This window comes from Acinetobacter sp. YH12227, from assembly GCF_013417785.1.
In the GTDB taxonomy this organism is placed as follows: domain Bacteria; phylum Pseudomonadota; class Gammaproteobacteria; order Pseudomonadales; family Moraxellaceae; genus Acinetobacter; species Acinetobacter gandensis.
On sequence record NZ_VPDH01000022.1, the window covers coordinates 1 to 16,029 of the forward strand.

Annotated in this window: 12 protein-coding genes and 1 pseudogene; 6 read left to right on the top strand and 7 right to left on the bottom strand. The window is 41.3% G+C overall.

Annotation, left to right across the window (positions count from 1 at the left end):
- Together FTV09_RS06650 and FTV09_RS06655 are read left to right on the top strand one after the other, a co-directional pair.
- Nucleotides 1-511: pseudogene (locus FTV09_RS06650) on the top strand (transposase); the annotation flags it as partial.
- A 39-nt stretch (nt 512-550) separates the two neighbouring features.
- Complete coding sequence (locus tag FTV09_RS06655; protein ID WP_180057447.1) at nt 551-829, top strand: hypothetical protein; 279 nt, start codon at nt 551-553, stop codon at nt 827-829.
- Nucleotides 830-863: 34 nt separating this feature from the next.
- Here FTV09_RS06655 and FTV09_RS06660 read toward each other — a convergent pair whose 3' ends face one another.
- The 7 genes from FTV09_RS06660 to FTV09_RS06690 all read right to left on the bottom strand — a co-directional run bounded on the left by FTV09_RS06660 (nt 864) and on the right by FTV09_RS06690 (nt 10,621).
- A complete protein-coding gene (locus FTV09_RS06660) occupies nt 864-2,288 on the bottom strand; it encodes an efflux transporter outer membrane subunit (protein ID WP_180057450.1) in 1,425 nt (474 codons plus the stop codon).
- A gap of 11 nt (nt 2,289-2,299) precedes the next feature.
- The gene (locus FTV09_RS06665; protein ID WP_180057453.1) at nt 2,300-4,279 is read right to left on the bottom strand and encodes a MacB family efflux pump subunit; all 1,980 of its coding nucleotides are present in this window, start codon (nt 4,277-4,279) and stop codon (nt 2,300-2,302) included.
- Between the two features lie 2 nt (nt 4,280-4,281).
- The gene (locus tag FTV09_RS06670; protein WP_180057456.1) at nt 4,282-5,634 is read right to left on the bottom strand and encodes a MacA family efflux pump subunit; all 1,353 of its coding nucleotides are present in this window, start codon (nt 5,632-5,634) and stop codon (nt 4,282-4,284) included.
- Nucleotides 5,635-5,771: 137 nt separating this feature from the next.
- The gene (gene holA / locus FTV09_RS06675; protein ID WP_180057459.1) at nt 5,772-6,755 is read right to left on the bottom strand and encodes a DNA polymerase III subunit delta; all 984 of its coding nucleotides are present in this window, start codon (nt 6,753-6,755) and stop codon (nt 5,772-5,774) included.
- An 8-nt stretch (nt 6,756-6,763) separates the two neighbouring features.
- Nucleotides 6,764-7,297, bottom strand: coding sequence for an LPS assembly lipoprotein LptE (gene lptE, locus FTV09_RS06680; protein WP_067763553.1), 534 nt, complete (start codon nt 7,295-7,297; stop codon nt 6,764-6,766).
- 244 nt (nt 7,298-7,541) lie between these two features.
- The gene (gene leuS / locus FTV09_RS06685) at nt 7,542-10,163 is read right to left on the bottom strand and encodes a leucine--tRNA ligase (protein WP_180057462.1); all 2,622 of its coding nucleotides are present in this window, start codon (nt 10,161-10,163) and stop codon (nt 7,542-7,544) included.
- A gap of 128 nt (nt 10,164-10,291) precedes the next feature.
- Nucleotides 10,292-10,621, bottom strand: coding sequence for a DUF4124 domain-containing protein (locus tag FTV09_RS06690; RefSeq protein ID WP_067763549.1), 330 nt, complete (start codon nt 10,619-10,621; stop codon nt 10,292-10,294).
- A 704-nt stretch (nt 10,622-11,325) separates the two neighbouring features.
- On the opposite strand from FTV09_RS06690, the gene FTV09_RS06695 reads away from it, so the two are divergent.
- The 4 genes from FTV09_RS06695 to FTV09_RS06710 all read left to right on the top strand — a co-directional run bounded on the left by FTV09_RS06695 (nt 11,326) and on the right by FTV09_RS06710 (nt 15,950).
- Nucleotides 11,326-13,053 (top strand): acetolactate synthase 3 large subunit, encoded by a 1,728-nt coding sequence (locus FTV09_RS06695; RefSeq protein WP_180057466.1) that lies wholly within the window; start codon nt 11,326-11,328, stop codon nt 13,051-13,053.
- A complete protein-coding gene (ilvN, locus tag FTV09_RS06700; protein WP_005016393.1) occupies nt 13,050-13,541 on the top strand; it encodes an acetolactate synthase small subunit in 492 nt (163 codons plus the stop codon). The genes FTV09_RS06695 and ilvN overlap by 4 nt, the downstream gene beginning before the upstream one ends.
- Nucleotides 13,542-13,654: 113 nt before the next feature.
- Nucleotides 13,655-14,671 (top strand): ketol-acid reductoisomerase, encoded by a 1,017-nt coding sequence (ilvC, locus tag FTV09_RS06705; RefSeq protein ID WP_067763545.1) that lies wholly within the window; start codon nt 13,655-13,657, stop codon nt 14,669-14,671.
- Between the two features lie 403 nt (nt 14,672-15,074).
- Nucleotides 15,075-15,950: a hypothetical protein gene (locus FTV09_RS06710; RefSeq protein WP_373687696.1), complete on the top strand. Its 876-nt coding sequence runs from the start codon at nt 15,075-15,077 to the stop codon at nt 15,948-15,950.
- The last annotated feature ends 79 nt before the right edge of the window (nt 15,951-16,029 follow it).

Here is a 16,029-nt window from a genome sequence, read left to right on the forward strand (position 1 = left end):
ATTACCACAGCAGACGAACAATTTAACTGGGTAATTATTGATGCGACAGAATGTTTAATAGAACGCCCAAAAAAAAAATCAGAGTAAGTTCTACAGTGGTAAAAAGAAGAAACATACGTTAAAAGCCCAAGTGATCTATCATCCGAAGAGCAAACAAATCATAGGAGTAGATATATCGTCTGGCAGTCAGCATGATATTAAATTGGCAAGAAAAACAGTTAAGAAATTCAAACATTGTGACTATGTTATGACCGATTTAGGGTACTATGGGTTAGAGCAAGATGGCTTTAAATTATTGATGCCAATAAAGAAAAAGAAGAATTTACCCTTATTTGATGCTGAGAAAAATTACAATAAAATGATTGGAAAAATACGAGTTGTAATCGAACACATTAACAGTCAATTGAAAAGATTTAGAATACTAAGTGAACGCTATCGAAATAGACGGAAAAGATTCGGTTTACGCATTAACTTAATCGCTGCACTGGTAAACCGGATGAACTTGCAATAACGACTTTCGCAAGAGATCTATTTTATTTCTGATGGAAATTTGGATAAGTATTCTTACGATTTTGAACTTAAAAACGGAAAGGTTTGGGGGGATGGTCTTTTTTTTCAAATAGTTTTATTTATATATATGCTTTTTATTGGTCCTTATTTTATTATAATTAACCCTCCATTTAATTTTTATGCTGGTGATATGATGGAAGGTATAAAATCCAATCTTTCTATTTATGCAATTATTCTGATGATTTTAATATTTTGGGAGTATACATTGAAAAGATTTTATTTTTTTAGTGGTCTTAATTACAAATTTGATAAAGAATGAAATAAAAAGCCCTTTCGGGCTTTTTATAAAGAATTTAAGGTAACTGCTTAATCGGACTGCCACCCAACGCCTGCATTAAAGTTACATAAGCATTGTATTGACTCTGCTTGGTCTGAACCAAAGAAAGTCGTGCATTACGCGTAGTCTCTTGTGCATCGAGTAAGTTTTTCAGTGCAATCGCACCATGGCGGTAACGTACTTCAGTTAAACGCTCAGTTTTCTCGGCAAGTTGTACATTACGCTCTTGCAAAGCCACCTGTTGGTTTAATTCGGTACGTGCCGATAGCGTATTTTCCACATCGGCAAAAGCCTGATACAAGGTTTGACGGTACTGAATAATCGACTTTTCATATTCCAGCTCATTGACTTGCAAGTCACGCTTCATATCGTTCCACTGTAAAAATGGAAGAGTTAAACCTGCTCCTAATGTAGCAACAGGATTTTTTAATGCATTTGTTAAAGATGTATTTGCGCCCACCCCAACTCCTGTCGATATTGCTCCTGTTAAGCTAATGGATGGATAATAGCTGGCTTTATTTGCATCTTTATTGGCAAGTGCTTTACGTAAACGCAACTCACTGGCTTGCAAATCAGGACGACGTGATAAGAGGTCAGCGGGTAAGCCTGCTGCAATAGTCGGCAGGGCAATGCGCGGTAAACGGGAAGGTTCCTGAATATTCAGTTGCTGCACAGGTTGATGCATCAAAACAGCTAATGCCGTTCTGGTTTCCACTTTTTGCTGTTCAATCTGGCTTAATGTCGCTCTTTGGCTTTGCACTGACTGTTCAGCAGAAGTTAAGTCCAGACCCGAAACTGCTCCGGCACGGTACTGTGTGCGTACCAGTTCATAAATCTTTTGCGTACTGCTGAGGTTTTGCTGTGCAACAGCCAAACGTTCATTCAGATAACCCAACTGCCAATATAAATTTGCTGTAGTGCCGATGAGACTTTGAGCAGTGGCTTGTAAATCTTGTTCAGAGGCTAGTGCTTCCCAGCGTGCCGCGTCAGTCTGATTGGCTAACTTGCCAAACAAATCGAGTTCATAACTTAAACCTGGATATTTTAATGAAATACCAGATGAAGAATTATTACCATCATTTAACTCAAACTTATGGCCTGTAGATATACTTGCATCACTTATACGAATACCTTGTTGACTTTGAATCTGAGCTGCTTGTAAACGTGCTTGCTGCAAGTTAATACCAGCAACTGCCAGATCGGTATTGCTGGCTAAAACTTGACTGACCAATTGATTTAGCTGCGCGTCGCCAAACAAGGTCCACCATTGGTCTGCATAGACATCGGCATGCACTTGCTGACTTATGGCTTTGCTGTTCTGGAAGTTGTTAGGAATATTCACGGCAGGTTGCTCATACGGGGTTTTCACCACCGCAGCACAACCAAACAGTGATCCAGTTAAAATAAGGGCAGTGGCAAGTTTGGTAAAATTCATTTGCATTCTAAGTATCCTTATTCGCGAGAAAGTGCATCAACAGGATTGAGCTGTGCTGCATTACGGGCAGGGATAAAGCCAAACACAATACCAATCATACTTGAGCAGACAAATGCAGCAACGATAGATGTCGTTGAGTAGGCCATTTGGAATGTTCCCCCGGCAAAATGACTAATCAATTGTCCAATACCTAAAGATAATAAAACCCCAAGCACACCGCCTAAGATACACACCAACACCGCCTCAATCAGGAACTGCTGTAAAATGTCACTTTGACGGGCACCCACGGCCATACGTACACCAATTTCTTGAGTACGCTCCGTCACAGAAACCAACATAATGTTCATGACCCCAATACCACCGACGATCAATGAAATTACCGCAATCGCAGACACCAATAAGGTCATCGTTTGCGTAGTTTGTTGAATGGTTTCACGGATACTATCGGAGTTCTGTGTAAAGACATCTTGCGCGCCATGACGTTGCACCAATAAGTTCAATATGGCGTTTTCAGCAGCAGCACTTGGGTATTCATCTTTCACTCGGACAATAATGCTGCGCACATTCGACTGACCTAGCATACGACTCATGACCGTTGAATAAGGCAAATACACATTCAGGCTATCTGAGTTGCCCATCATGCTTTTTTGTTCTTCGATCACGCCAATGATACGGCTTGGTACACTGCCTAATAAAATCACTTGACCCACAGGGTTGGTGCCATCGGCAAAGAAGGTATTTTTAGTATTACTATCAATCACCACATCTTGCGCTTGCTCATTCACACTTTCTTTATCAAAAGGCTGACCAGAAGCGAAGTTCATTCCTTTGACATAGAAGAAATCTTCACTCACGCCATTCACTGTGGTCGACGCTTCTGTATCTTTAAAACGTGCTGTGACAGATGAATTGACTGAAGGACTAACGCCATCGACATAAGGCTGCTCAGCAAGGGCTGTCGCATCGGCTGGAACCAATGTTTTTACTTGGGAGGATCTGGAATTATCACCAAAGCCTCGACCTTGATACACCGTGATGGTATTGGTACCTAAACTGCTGATATTTTCTAAAATTTGCTTTTGTGAACCATTCCCAAGAGCCACAACAGAAACCACAGAAGCGATACCAATAATGATCCCGAGCATGGTTAAAAATGTTCGCATACGGTGAGCATTCATGGCTAAAATCGCCATACGGAAGGCTTCACCTAAACGGTCAACGGCAGAGCGCCAGCTTGAGGTTTTTTTCTGTGTGTTTGGAACGAGTTGTTGTTTTTCTAAAGGTTCATCATCTGTTTCAGGTACATTGGGCTGATCTGAGATGATATTACCGTCAGAAATTTCAATAATTCGCGTCGCATTTTTCGCAACATTATGATCGTGAGTGACCAATATAATAGTATGACCTTTGGCATTGAGTTCGCGCAAAATCCGCATCACTTCAATACCACTATTCTTATCTAGTGCACCGGTCGGTTCATCGGCAAGAATAACGTCGCCACCATTCATGAGGGCACGCGCAATCGACACACGTTGTTGCTGACCACCCGAGAGTTGGCTCGGACGGTTTTGGGTTTTTTCACCCAGTCGAAGATCGGTTAGTAGTTGCTTGGCACGTGCATTGCGTTCGGTTGCATCTGCACCGGCATAGATTGCGGGAACTTCAACGTTACCAGCAGCATTCAAATCACCGAGTAAGTGATAGCGCTGGAAAATAAAGCCAAAATATTCACGGCGTAACTGTGCCAGTTCATCAGGTTCAAGCTCACGCGTTTCGCGCCCTTTGACTTTGTAGCTGCCATTTGTGGGTTTATCTAGGCAACCTAAAATGTTCATTAGGGTTGATTTACCAGAACCGGACTGACCGACAATAGCCACTAATTCACCAGGGTAAATCTCAAGATTCACCCCTTTTAGAATCTGGACGGTGTTTTCTCCGGCAGGGAATTCACGCGTCAGATTCTTGACCTCGAGTAGAGGTGTTTGATGTTGACTCATGATTACATTCTCATTGGGCCGCCAGCACCACCACGGTTGCTGCGTTTAGCTGAATCATTTGAAGTATCAGAACCGTCGGCAATCACGACTTTGTCACCCTGTTTTAAACCACGGATCACTTGTGCGGTCACACGGTTATTTAAACCAAGTAATACCGGTTGTGGTTGCGCAGAACCATCCGCTTGCAATACACGCACCATCGCAACGCTCGCTTTACCTTGTTTGACCAATGTTTTTTCAGCTTCAGTCAGTTCTAAACGTTTAGGACGGTTTGGATTGTCTTTACTTTGTTTTGAAGCTTCATTGGTATTTTTCGGAGCAGCGTCACCTTCAGTATTTGTGCTGTTACGGTTACGCTGCGGACGGTTTGAAGTTTGTACTGCAGCAGCAGGCACAGTGAGAACATTCTTCGCTTCATCTAAAATAATATAAACTTGAGCAGTCATATCGATACGCAATTTGCCGTCTTCATTTGGGACATCAAATAAAGCATTGTAGTAAACCGCAGTACTTGAAGACGAAGAGGTGTTGTTGTTACTTTCGGTGTTAATTGAGTTTGGCGCAGGTTCAACTTGGCGCAGGGTAGCATAGTGTTTTGTTTCACTGTCGCCCAAGGTTGTAAAATAAACGTTTTGACCTTCTTGGACTTTCATCACATCGGCTTCAGAAATTTCAGCTTTAATGGTCATGGTGTCGAGTTTTGCCAATTTCACAATGGTTGGCGCACTTTGGTTGGCATTTACGGTTTGACCTTCTTCAGTCACAATCGCCACGATGGTTCCATCCATAGGTGCAACAATTTGTGTATAGCCTAAGTCTTCTTTTGCAGTCGCTAAAGTTAAACGTGATTGTTCGATTTGTGCATTAATGGCTGCAATATCAGCTTGCGCAGTTTTATAACTTGCTAGCGCAGATTCAAGTTCTGCACGACTAGTCGCGTCTTGAGCGTACATTGCTTGTTGACGATTATATTCAGCTTGGACTTTTGCAAGATTTGCTTGTTTAACTGCCAATTGCGCTTGTTGGTTTTTGATGCTGGCTTCTGCAGTTTTTAAATCATTTTCCTGACGTACCGAGTCAATACGGGCAATCAGCTGACCTTGTTTCACTTCATCACCGAGTTGCACATACATCTTTTTCACCTGACCAGAAACCTGTGCACCAACACTCACCATTTTGGTTGCTTCAAGTACACCTGTTGCAAGTACAGAGTTTTCAATGTCACCACGACTCACTTCAGCAGTAATATATTGCGGCTGAGTTTCTTTAGGTTTTAGGAAATGCCATGCAGTGACAGCGATTGCCAAAGCAACGATGATGGCTACGATCAATTTTGCTGGTTTTATTTTTGGCATGGTTGGCAGTTAAAAGTTTAGAAAGATGATTGAATTATAAGATTTAAATACGGATAAATTGTGAACTTTTTGAACAAATAGAAATGATAATTATACTTTTATGCTGAAATGCAGGTTATTACAGCCTTTTCATTAGACTAGAAGAGTCTGCGCCCACACAAGCTGGCAATGGCTTGTTGTACTAAGTGCTCAGGATTTTCATGACCTAAACCTTTAATTGACGCGTCTAAACGAAGTAATAGAGCAGGCCAAGTCAGAAATTCATTGGCATTCAAGCGGCGTAGCGCTTGTTGATATAATCCAATTTTCGTTTTCCAAATACCCAGCTGTAAAGCATTTTGTGGTTGCTCAAACAGTTGCATCAGCAAGCGCATTTCCTTGCTGATACTCCATAAAATGAGTGACATTGGCTCACCAGAGGCAATCAAATATTGAAAAATTTTAATTGATTGAGCCAAATTGCCTTGCAGCATGGCATCATTTAAATCGTAAGTGGTGTAGCGTGACTGATCTTGTAAGCAAGCATACAAATGATCAATTTGTATGATGTCTGCTTCAGGATAGGTATCCGCAACTCGCATCAAACTATTCTTGGCTGCAAGTAAGTTATGTTCATGATGCTGTTCTAACCATTGCCATGCATCATTGGCGAGTTGAATGCCGAGTTTTTGTGCTTCAACGGCCAAAATTTGTTGACGGTCTTTGGGATAATTGGCAGTCAGTGCAACATTGACACCATTGGCATCGATGGTTTGAAAAAAGCTGGTTTTTAAGCTGCTGCTATCCTGCTTAGGCATAACAATGAGTAGTAAATTACTTTCGTTATGTTGCAAATAGCTTTTTAATAATTTTAACGCACTGGCATCGGGTTTAATGTTGCCATGCGCCTCAATGGCTAATTGATTAGAAAATAATGACAGGCTATTGAGCGCATTAAAGACATTTTTCCAATCGGAAGCTGAACTGATGTCATAACGTTGACGTTCAACTTCTCGACGATTCCAGCTCTTACGAAATGCATCCAGTAAATTTTGTTCGAGTAAGGGTTCTTGACCATGCAACACCCAGGCACCTTGAGCGTCATCAACACGTTTTAATGCCTGAAGGTAGTCAAGTTTCATGGACGGTTTTACTCAGCTTTGCTAGGTGCAGTTAATGGATTGGCTTTTGGTAGGCGGTTTGAAGAAATCTGACGCACAATCTGTTGTGCAATATCATCAATAATCACTTGTTTTAGATATTTTTCTTCTTGGTCATCGGTATTCACCGTTGCTACGTCATATTGGTAACTGCGTGTTGCCATTAATGTACGAGGTTCAGTGACTGGATTACCTTGTGCATCTTCAATACGGAACGTAACGTTTAGACGCAGTAAGGTTTCTACCAACTTACCATTTAACTCTAAACGACGAGGGGTGTAATCGAGTACGTGGAGGACATAGGCATCAGGATTATTGCTTAGTTGTACGCCGGCAGAACCTAAATAGATAGCCAATTTTTCATGGAGGTCATCGGTCTCTTCAGGCAGGACGAGACGCATTTTAGAATAGGCAACTGGTACAGAAGCAGGATTGGCACCTTTTAAGTGAAATCCACAACCGACCATGCCTGCGCTTAGGCCCAAAGTTAATACAATTGCAGCAACACGTTGAACCAAATGCATGTGGTGTCCTCTGTTTCCCGAAAGGGATAATTTTTGAAATCCTGTGTGGATTGTAAAGTCAAAGCCCGTTGACTGGCAACGGGCTTTGTTTGGGAATTGTGAATTCCTTCATAAAGTTCCTTCTCCCTCTGGGAGAAGGCTAGGATGAGGGTGATTTTTTCAACTTACCTCTCCCTAACCCTCACTTGCAGAATTGTTTAAAGCAGTGCTTAAACAATTCTTCAGGAGAGGGAACATAAGGATCTTAAACCACCAAGTTCACTAACTTACCTGGTACAACAATTTCTTTCTTGGTTGGACCGGTCAAGAATTGCTGAACTTCTGGAAGTGCTTTTGCTTGAGCAAGAATATCTTCTTTCGCCGCATCTACAGAAACTTCTAATTTGCCACGAAGTTTACCATTTACTTGAACTACGATGGTTTGTGTATTGCGAGTTAATGCAGATTCATCCACTTGTGGGAATTGTGCTGATGTTAATTCGATACCAAACTCAGCCAATAATGTTTGGCTCAAGTGCGGTGCAAATGGTGCAAGTAAAGTTAAAAGTGCGGTAATAGATTCACGTGCAACAGCGGCATCGTTATCATCTTTTACTTCAAACTTATTGTTTGCGTTTAGAAGTTCCATCATCGCTGCAATCGCAGTATTAAATGCATGACGACGTGAAATGTCATCACCCACTTTTTGGATGGTTTCATGTGTTTTACGACGTAGGTCTTGTGCAGCAGTTGAAAGCGCAGCTTTATCAATCGCAGTTGCTTGCTTACCTTGTTCAAGGAAGCCAGTCGTTAAACGCCATACACGTTTCAAGAAGCGGTTTGCGCCTTCAACACCGGCATCAGACCATTCAAGTGATTGATCTGGTGGCGCAGCAAACATCATGAATACACGAGCAGTATCTGCGCCGTATTGGTCAATAATCGCTTGTGGGTCGATACCGTTGTTTTTCGACTTCGACATTTTCTCTTGACCACCAACAATAACGTCTTGACCATCTTCTTTATATTTAGCAGAAGTGATACGACCTTTTTCGTCTTTTTCTAACTCGATGTCCGCAGGGTTGAACCAAGTCTTTTTACCTGAATCTGCTTCACGGTAGTAAGTATCAGCAAGCACCATACCTTGAGTTAACAGATTAGTGAATGGTTCGTTGCCTTGAACTACGCCTTCATCACGCATGAGTTTGTGGAAGAAGCGCGCATAGAGTAAGTGCAGAATCGCGTGTTCAACACCACCGATGTATTGGTTCACAGGAAGCCAAGTTTGGCCTGCTTCAGGTTTCACCATACCGCCAGTGAAGTCTGGAGATGCATAACGTGCATAGTACCAAGAAGATTCTACGAATGTATCGAGCGTATCTGTTTCACGACGCGCATCGCCACCACAGCATGGGCAAGTGGTTTCATAGAATTCAGGTATCTTGTTCAATGGGTTACCTGAACCATCAGGTACAACGTCAGTTGGAAGCACAACAGGAAGCTGCTCTTCAGGTACTGGCACTTGACCACATGTATTACAGTTAATCATTGGAATTGGACAACCCCAATAACGCTGACGAGATACACCCCAGTCACGTAAACGGAATTGAACTTTAGAATTCGCAAGCTCTGCTGGTTCTAATTTCGCAAGGAATGCATCGTATGCGCCTTGGAAGTCTAAACCGTCAAATTCGCCTGAATTAACCAATTTGCCTTCTTTCGAGCCGTACCATTCTTGCCATTGAGTTGCGTCAAAGTCTGCATCATCAGCGCCTTTGGCATCAATCACTTGCTTGATGGTTAAGCCGTATTTGTTGGCAAATTCAAAGTCACGTTCATCGTGTGAAGGCACTGCCATCACTGCGCCTGAACCGTAAGACATTAATACGTAGTTTGCGATCCAAACCGGAACTTCTTCGCCAGTGACAGGGTGCTTCACAGAAAGACCTGTTGCCATGCCTTTCTTCTCAGCAGTTGCTAGATCTGCTTCTGCAACTGAACCCATACGGCATTCTTCGATAAATGCTGCAAGATCCGGGTTGTTTTCAGCTGCTTTAAGTGCCATTGGGTGCTCTGCTGCAACGGCAACATAGGTCACGCCCATTAAGGTATCAGCACGAGTCGTAAATACCGTTAAACCATCTGCATAAATTTCTGGATTCGCTGATGGGAAGGTAATGTCCATCCCTTGTGAGCGACCAATCCAGTTACGTTGCATGGTCAACACTTGTTGTGGCCAACCGTCTTTTAGCGTGTCTAAATCGTCAAGTAATTCTTGCGCATAGTCAGTGATGCGGAAGTAGTACATTGGAATATCACGTTTTTCCACCAACGCACCTGAACGCCAACCGCGTCCATTTTCAACTTGTTCATTTGCAAGAACAGTTTGGTCGACTGGATCCCAGTTTACTGTTGAAAGTTTACGGTAGATCAGACCTTTTTTATAAAGTTGAACAAATAACCACTGTTCCCAACGGTAGTATTCTGGTGTACAGGTCGCAAATTCACGATCCCAATCCACAGAAAGACCTAACTTTTTAAGCTGATTACGCATGTAATCGATATTTTCAAAAGTCCATTTTGCTGGTGCAACTTGATGCGCAATTGCAGCATTTTCAGCAGGAAGACCGAAAGCATCCCAACCCATAGGTTGAAGTACAGTTTCACCTTGCAGGCGATGGAAACGGCTAATTACGTCACCAATGGTGTAGTTACGCACATGACCCATATGGAGTTTGCCACTTGGGTAAGGGAACATCGAAAGGATATAACGACGTGGGCCTTCTACTTGGTCGGCAACTTTAAAGGCTTTGCGAGTTTCCCAGTCCTGTTGGACGCTTGGTTCAATCGCACTGGCTTGATATTCAGGGTCAATGTGAGTAGTCATAAACGTAAATTAGAAATAACGGTTAAAAAGTTTGTGCTACAGCATAGCGCAAAAAGCACTTAGAGTGAATTTTGCAATGCGTTCGCAAGATAAATAATCGAATTTAAACTGCAGTGTTTTGATCAATCTTATTGAGGTGCGGCAGAAACTGCTTGACCTTGGCGAAGGGCGTCATTGGCTTCTCGTTGTTGGTCTTGTTGTTGCTGTTCTTGTTTCTCTGCTTCACGTGAAACATTTTCATTATTTTGGGTTGGATTGGCTTGAGTAGATTGGCTTGCACCATAAGTATTTACTTTACCTTTACGCTGAGCATTCTTAGGTGGCGGTGTAGTGGTGTAATGTGTTGAACCTTTCGAATCCACCCATTTGTAATATTCTTTGGCTGAGACCTGTGTAGTTGTTAAACCTAAGCACAATGATGAACATAATAGCGCAATAGGTGTGAATGCAATTTTCATAACATTTCTTTCCGTGATTTTGAATGCGATGTAGGCGAATATTTCTAAATTTTGCGCTAATTTAAATCTGGAATCTATGCCTTTTTAAGGTGGAATAGATAAGTGGGCGAACAGGGCGATGTAATCGCAGTTTGGGGAAGTCGTTATGGTTTTATTTTGAGCAATTTTGTGACCTAAGCATTAAAAAATCAGTAGTGCTAAGAGGAGTAATAACTGAATAAGTGCAGAAGAATGGAAATAATTCATTTAAATTATTTATTAGATTTATAAAAGTTTTTAATATTTATTTGGATAAATTGTTATGAATGAAGCAACTGATAAGAATAACTGCAACAGGTTGTTGAATAAAAAACAGTCGGTCTGTAATTAATCAGAAAAAAGCCAATCTTTAAACTTGACTTTAATGGTCGAAACCACAAAAATGCTGTCTTTAGTTTTATATGCCTTAGATCGATCACCCTTCGAATGAGTGCATTTTAGCAATGGACATCTTCTCTAGCCGAGACGTTGAACAAAGCCAACAAAATATGTTTATCCCAACATGTTTTAGACCCCATATTGCTCAAACAGCAAGCAGGTCAGATTTTTTTCTTATTGCTATGAAAACTATGAAATTTGTGTGCTATAACAGAGCACACAGTTAATGAATTAACCACGACAAATGCCCTCCATTTGTGCGTGAAAAAAGATTAGGGTGAATCACGTTGGAACTTTTATCTGGTGGTGAAATGCTTGTTCGCGCTTTAGCGGACGAAGGCGTTGAACATGTTTTTGGATACCCAGGCGGCGCAGTACTCCATATTTATGACGCGCTATTTCAACAAGACAAAATAAATCATTACCTCGTACGTCATGAACAAGCAGCCGGCCATATGGCTGATGCGTACTCACGTGTAACGGGTAAAACAGGTGTGGTTCTTGTCACATCTGGTCCAGGCGCAACAAATACCGTAACGCCAATTGCTACTGCTTACATGGACTCAATCCCAATGGTGATTTTGTCTGGTCAGGTTGCAAGTCATTTAATCGGTGAGGATGCGTTCCAAGAAACGGATATGGTTGGTATTTCGCGTCCAATCGTTAAGCACAGCTTCCAAGTGCGTCACGCAAGTGAAATTCCTGCAATCATCAAAAAAGCATTTTATATTGCATCATCAGGCCGCCCAGGTCCTGTAGTTGTCGACATTCCTAAGGATGCGACCAACCCTGCAGAAAAATTTGCATACGAATATCCTGAAAAAGTGAAGATGCGTTCGTATCAACCACCACACCGTGGTCACTCAGGTCAAATTCGTAAAGCAATTGATGAATTAATTCATGCGAAACGCCCGATTATTTATTCAGGCGGTGGTGTTGTTCAAGGTAATGCGTCAGCGCAATTGACTGAGCTTGCACATTTATTGGGCTACCCAGTAACTAGCACATTGATGGGTCTTGGTGCTTATCCAGGTAACGATGAACAGTTCATCGGTATGTTGGGTATGCATGGTACATACGAAGCAAACATGACTATGCACAATGCAGATGTAATTCTGTGTGTAGGTGCGCGTTTTGATGACCGTGTAACCAATAATCCTGCGAAATTCTGTCCAAATGCTAAAGTCATTCATATTGATATTGACCCAGCGACAATTTCAAAAACGATTATGGCGCACATTCCAATTGTAGGTGCAGTAGAACCTGTATTGACAGAAATGTTGTCACAATTGAAACAGTTGAATGTGTCTAAGCCAAATCCAGAAGATATTTCAGCTTGGTGGAAACAAATCAATGAATGGCGTCAAGTTCATGGTTTGAACTATGACAAGCCAACTGATGGTTCAATGAAACCGCAACAAGTGGTTGAAGCATTAGACAAGATTACTAATAGCCAAGCGATTATTACTTCTGACGTTGGTCAACACCAAATGTTTGGTGCGCTTTACTATAAATACACACGTCCACGCCAATGGATTAACTCCGGTGGCTTGGGTACGATGGGTGTTGGTTTGCCATACGCAATGGCGGCGAAACTTGCATTCCCTGAGCAAGACGTTGTGTGTATTACTGGTGAAGCATCTATTCAGATGTGTATCCAAGAGCTTTCTACATGTAAGCAATATGGCTTAAATGTAAAAATTCTATGCTTGAATAACCGTGCTTTAGGTATGGTTAAGCAATGGCAAGACATGAACTATGAAGGTCGTCACTCAAGCTCTTATGTTGAGTCACTTCCTGACTTCCCTAAATTAATGGAAGCGTATGGTCATGTAGGTATCGAAATTAACCATGCAGATGAGCTTGAGTCTAAACTTGCTGAAGCGATGGCGATTAATGATAAATGTGTATTCATTAACGTAATGGTTGACCGCACTGAGCATGTATATCCAATGTTGATTGCAGGTCAATCAATGAAAGATATGTGGTTACACAAAGGGGAGCGCACACAATGAGACATATTATCTCTGTACTCGTAGAAAACGAAGCTGGTGCGCTTTCACGTTTAGTGGGCCTGTTCTCTCAACGTGGTTATAACATCGAAACTTTAAACGTTGCACCAACTGAAGATCCAACGCTTTCTCGTTTGACATTGACCACTTATGGTGATGATCACAAGATTGAGCAAATCACCAAGCAACTGAACAAACTTGTTGAAGTTGTGAAAGTTGTTGATTTGTCTGAAGGTGCACACATTGAGCGTGAATTGATGTTGATTAAAGTGAAAGCTTTAGGTGCAGCACGCGCTGAAATTAAACGTACTGCCGACATTTTCCGTGCACAAGTGGTAGATGTAACGCCAACCACGTATACCATTCAAATTGCAGGTACAACTGAAAAGATTGATGGTTTTATTGATGCCTTGGCTGAGAACACAATTTTAGAAGTTGTCCGTTCTGGTGTATCTGGTATCGCACGTGGCGAAAAAGTTTTAACGATCTAATTTTTTAAATAAATTCATCCTCACTCGGAAGGGTGAGGGCTTAACGAAGTGAACAAACAACAAAATCACAGCGTTAAGTCACAGGAAACAAATGCATTTTAGCGGAGACAGCAATGCAAATTTTTTACGATAAAGACACCGACTTATCTATCATCCAAGGCAAAAAAGTAGCAATCATTGGTTACGGTTCTCAAGGTCACGCGCATGCGCTTAACCTTAAAGATTCTGGCGTTGACGTAACTGTTGGTCTACGTGCGAACTCTACTTCTTGGAAAAAAGCTGAAAATTCAGGTCTTAAAGTTGCTGAAGTTCCTGCTGCTGTAGCACAAGCTGACGTAGTGATGATTTTGACTCCAGATGAGTTCCAATCACAACTTTATCGCGACGTAATTGAGCCAAACATCAAGCAAGGCGCGACTTTAGCATTTGCTCACGGTTTCTCTATTCTTTATAACCAAGTTGTTCCACGTGCTGACTTGGACGTAATCATGGTTGCACCTAAAGCACCTGGTCACACAGTACGTTCTGAATACCAACGTGGTTCAGGTGTTCCAGATCTAATCGCTGTACACCAAGATGCTTCTGGTAATGCACGTAACGTAGCGCTTTCTTACGCTTCAGGTGTAGGCGGTGGTCGTACTGGTATCATCGAAACTTCATTCCGTGAAGAAACTGAAACTGACCTTTTTGGTGAGCAAGCAGTTCTTTGTGGTGGTGCTGTTGAACTTGTTAAAATGGGCTTCGAAACTTTGGTTGAAGCTGGTTATGCTCCAGAAATGGCGTACTTCGAATGTCTACACGAGCTTAAATTGATCGTTGACTTAATGTTCGAAGGCGGTATTGCGGACATGAACTACTCTGTATCTAACAACGCTGAATACGGCGAATATGTAACTGGTACTGAAGTAATTAACGAACAATCTCGTGAAGCGATGCGTAATGCGCTTAAACGTATTCAATCTGGTGAATACGCGAAGATGTTCATCCAAGAAGGTGCGTTGAACTATCCTTCTATGACTGCTCGTCGTCGTCAAAACGCGGCGCATGGTATTGAAGTAACTGGTAACAAGTTACGTGCGATGATGCCTTGGATTCAAGCAAACAAAATCGTTGATAAAGAGAAAAACTAATTTCTCGAATCAGTTGATTTGAATGCGGAAACCCACTCTTTTTGAGTGGGTTTTTTATATTGGAAACTTCATGCCTTAAAAATGGAAAAGTAGTGCGTACTTTGTGTTTCATTCAAGGCTGTACTTTTCCTCCTCTTACTTCTTAAAAAAACAGTGTTTTATACATATTGGATTGAATTAAATAAAAGCTTTGAGTAAGTGAACACTATTTTCTTGACCAAGTTGTATTAATGCAAAATTCACATATCTTAAGTAAGTTTTTTATCATTGAATGTGGAGCTAAGTTTATTTAGAGAATGATTGATGGTGAGTAAAAACATATAAGCTAGAAATACGTGAACTTTGAATGAAAAGTAATTCTGTAATTTATTTTTGTTTCAAATCTCCTATATTTGTGTCATGTGTGTGGAATTTGGATTGTGATAGAGTTGACATAATTGATGCTACTCGTGTGGTGACTTCCGTGAGAACAATAAAATCCATCCTATTCTTATCTATATTTATCTCACTCCCTAGTTTTGCTGAAACGACACCAAATTCAACAGAAAATTTAGTCACTTTAAAAGATGTTCGAATCTCAATGCAGCGAATGCTGAAGTCAACTGATGGGGCGTACTTTTTAGATTTATATGCAGGGATTTGGAATCCTCATGGAACCTTGAGTAATTTGCAAGAGCAAACAAGGACTATGTTTAAAGGCAGTCAAAAAGGCGATTTAATCTCACTACAGTCCACCGATCAAGCTGAAGCCAATCCCTACACTTTAACGGGGAATTTGAATGCTAATTCGGGGCAATTTAAAGCTGAACTTAGTGATTTAAAAAATCCAAATACAAAGAGAGCGGTCACCTTTGAACCTGCATTTAAAGCAGTAGATAAGCCATTATTGGTTTTTAAATTCTACGGTTTGGAGGGTGCAGATCAGCCTTACGGTCGAACGCTAAAACGTGTAGATGTTATAAATAAAAATAATGGGCAAGTGATTCAAAAGCTAGAAGGATTTAATGCCTTTGGAAATAGTATTGGTTTTCTTGATATGAATTTCGATGGCTTTTACGATGTTGTACTGTCTGATACTTCAGAAGCCCGTAAAATTGAAGATAAACGCTTTATATACTGGATGTACAACCCGCAACTCAAAGCATTTCAACGCTCACCACAACTGGAAAAAATCGTAGGTTTTCCAACGTTGAAAGGAGAAAGTCAAAAAATTGATTTTGGTGTAGGTGGTCAGTATCGTGTTGATCAAGGATTGTTATATCCCTTAAATGATGAATAACATAAATCCAAATAAAAGCCCTTTGTGAATGCATGGGGCTTTTTTATGCTGTGAATGTAGAAAGTAGTTAAACATGAAA

Bases quoted from the DNA above. Each gene is read 5' to 3' on its own strand.
- FTV09_RS06670 (WP_180057456.1), bottom strand. From the start codon at position 5,634: ATGCCAAAAATAAAACCAGCAAAATTGATCGTAGCCATCATCGTTGCT.
- leuS (WP_180057462.1), bottom strand. From the start codon at position 10,163: ATGACTACTCACATTGACCCTGAATATCAAGCCAGTGCGATTGAACCA.
- FTV09_RS06665 (WP_180057453.1), bottom strand. From the start codon at position 4,279: ATGAGTCAACATCAAACACCTCTACTCGAGGTCAAGAATCTGACGCGT.
- holA (WP_180057459.1), bottom strand. From the start codon at position 6,755: ATGAAACTTGACTACCTTCAGGCATTAAAACGTGTTGATGACGCTCAA.
- FTV09_RS06690 (WP_067763549.1), bottom strand. From the start codon at position 10,621: ATGAAAATTGCATTCACACCTATTGCGCTATTATGTTCATCATTGTGC.
- lptE (WP_067763553.1), bottom strand. From the start codon at position 7,297: ATGCATTTGGTTCAACGTGTTGCTGCAATTGTATTAACTTTGGGCCTA.
- FTV09_RS06660 (WP_180057450.1), bottom strand. From the start codon at position 2,288: ATGCAAATGAATTTTACCAAACTTGCCACTGCCCTTATTTTAACTGGA.
- ilvC (WP_067763545.1), top strand. From the start codon at position 13,655: ATGCAAATTTTTTACGATAAAGACACCGACTTATCTATCATCCAAGGC.
- ilvN (WP_005016393.1), top strand. From the start codon at position 13,050: ATGAGACATATTATCTCTGTACTCGTAGAAAACGAAGCTGGTGCGCTT.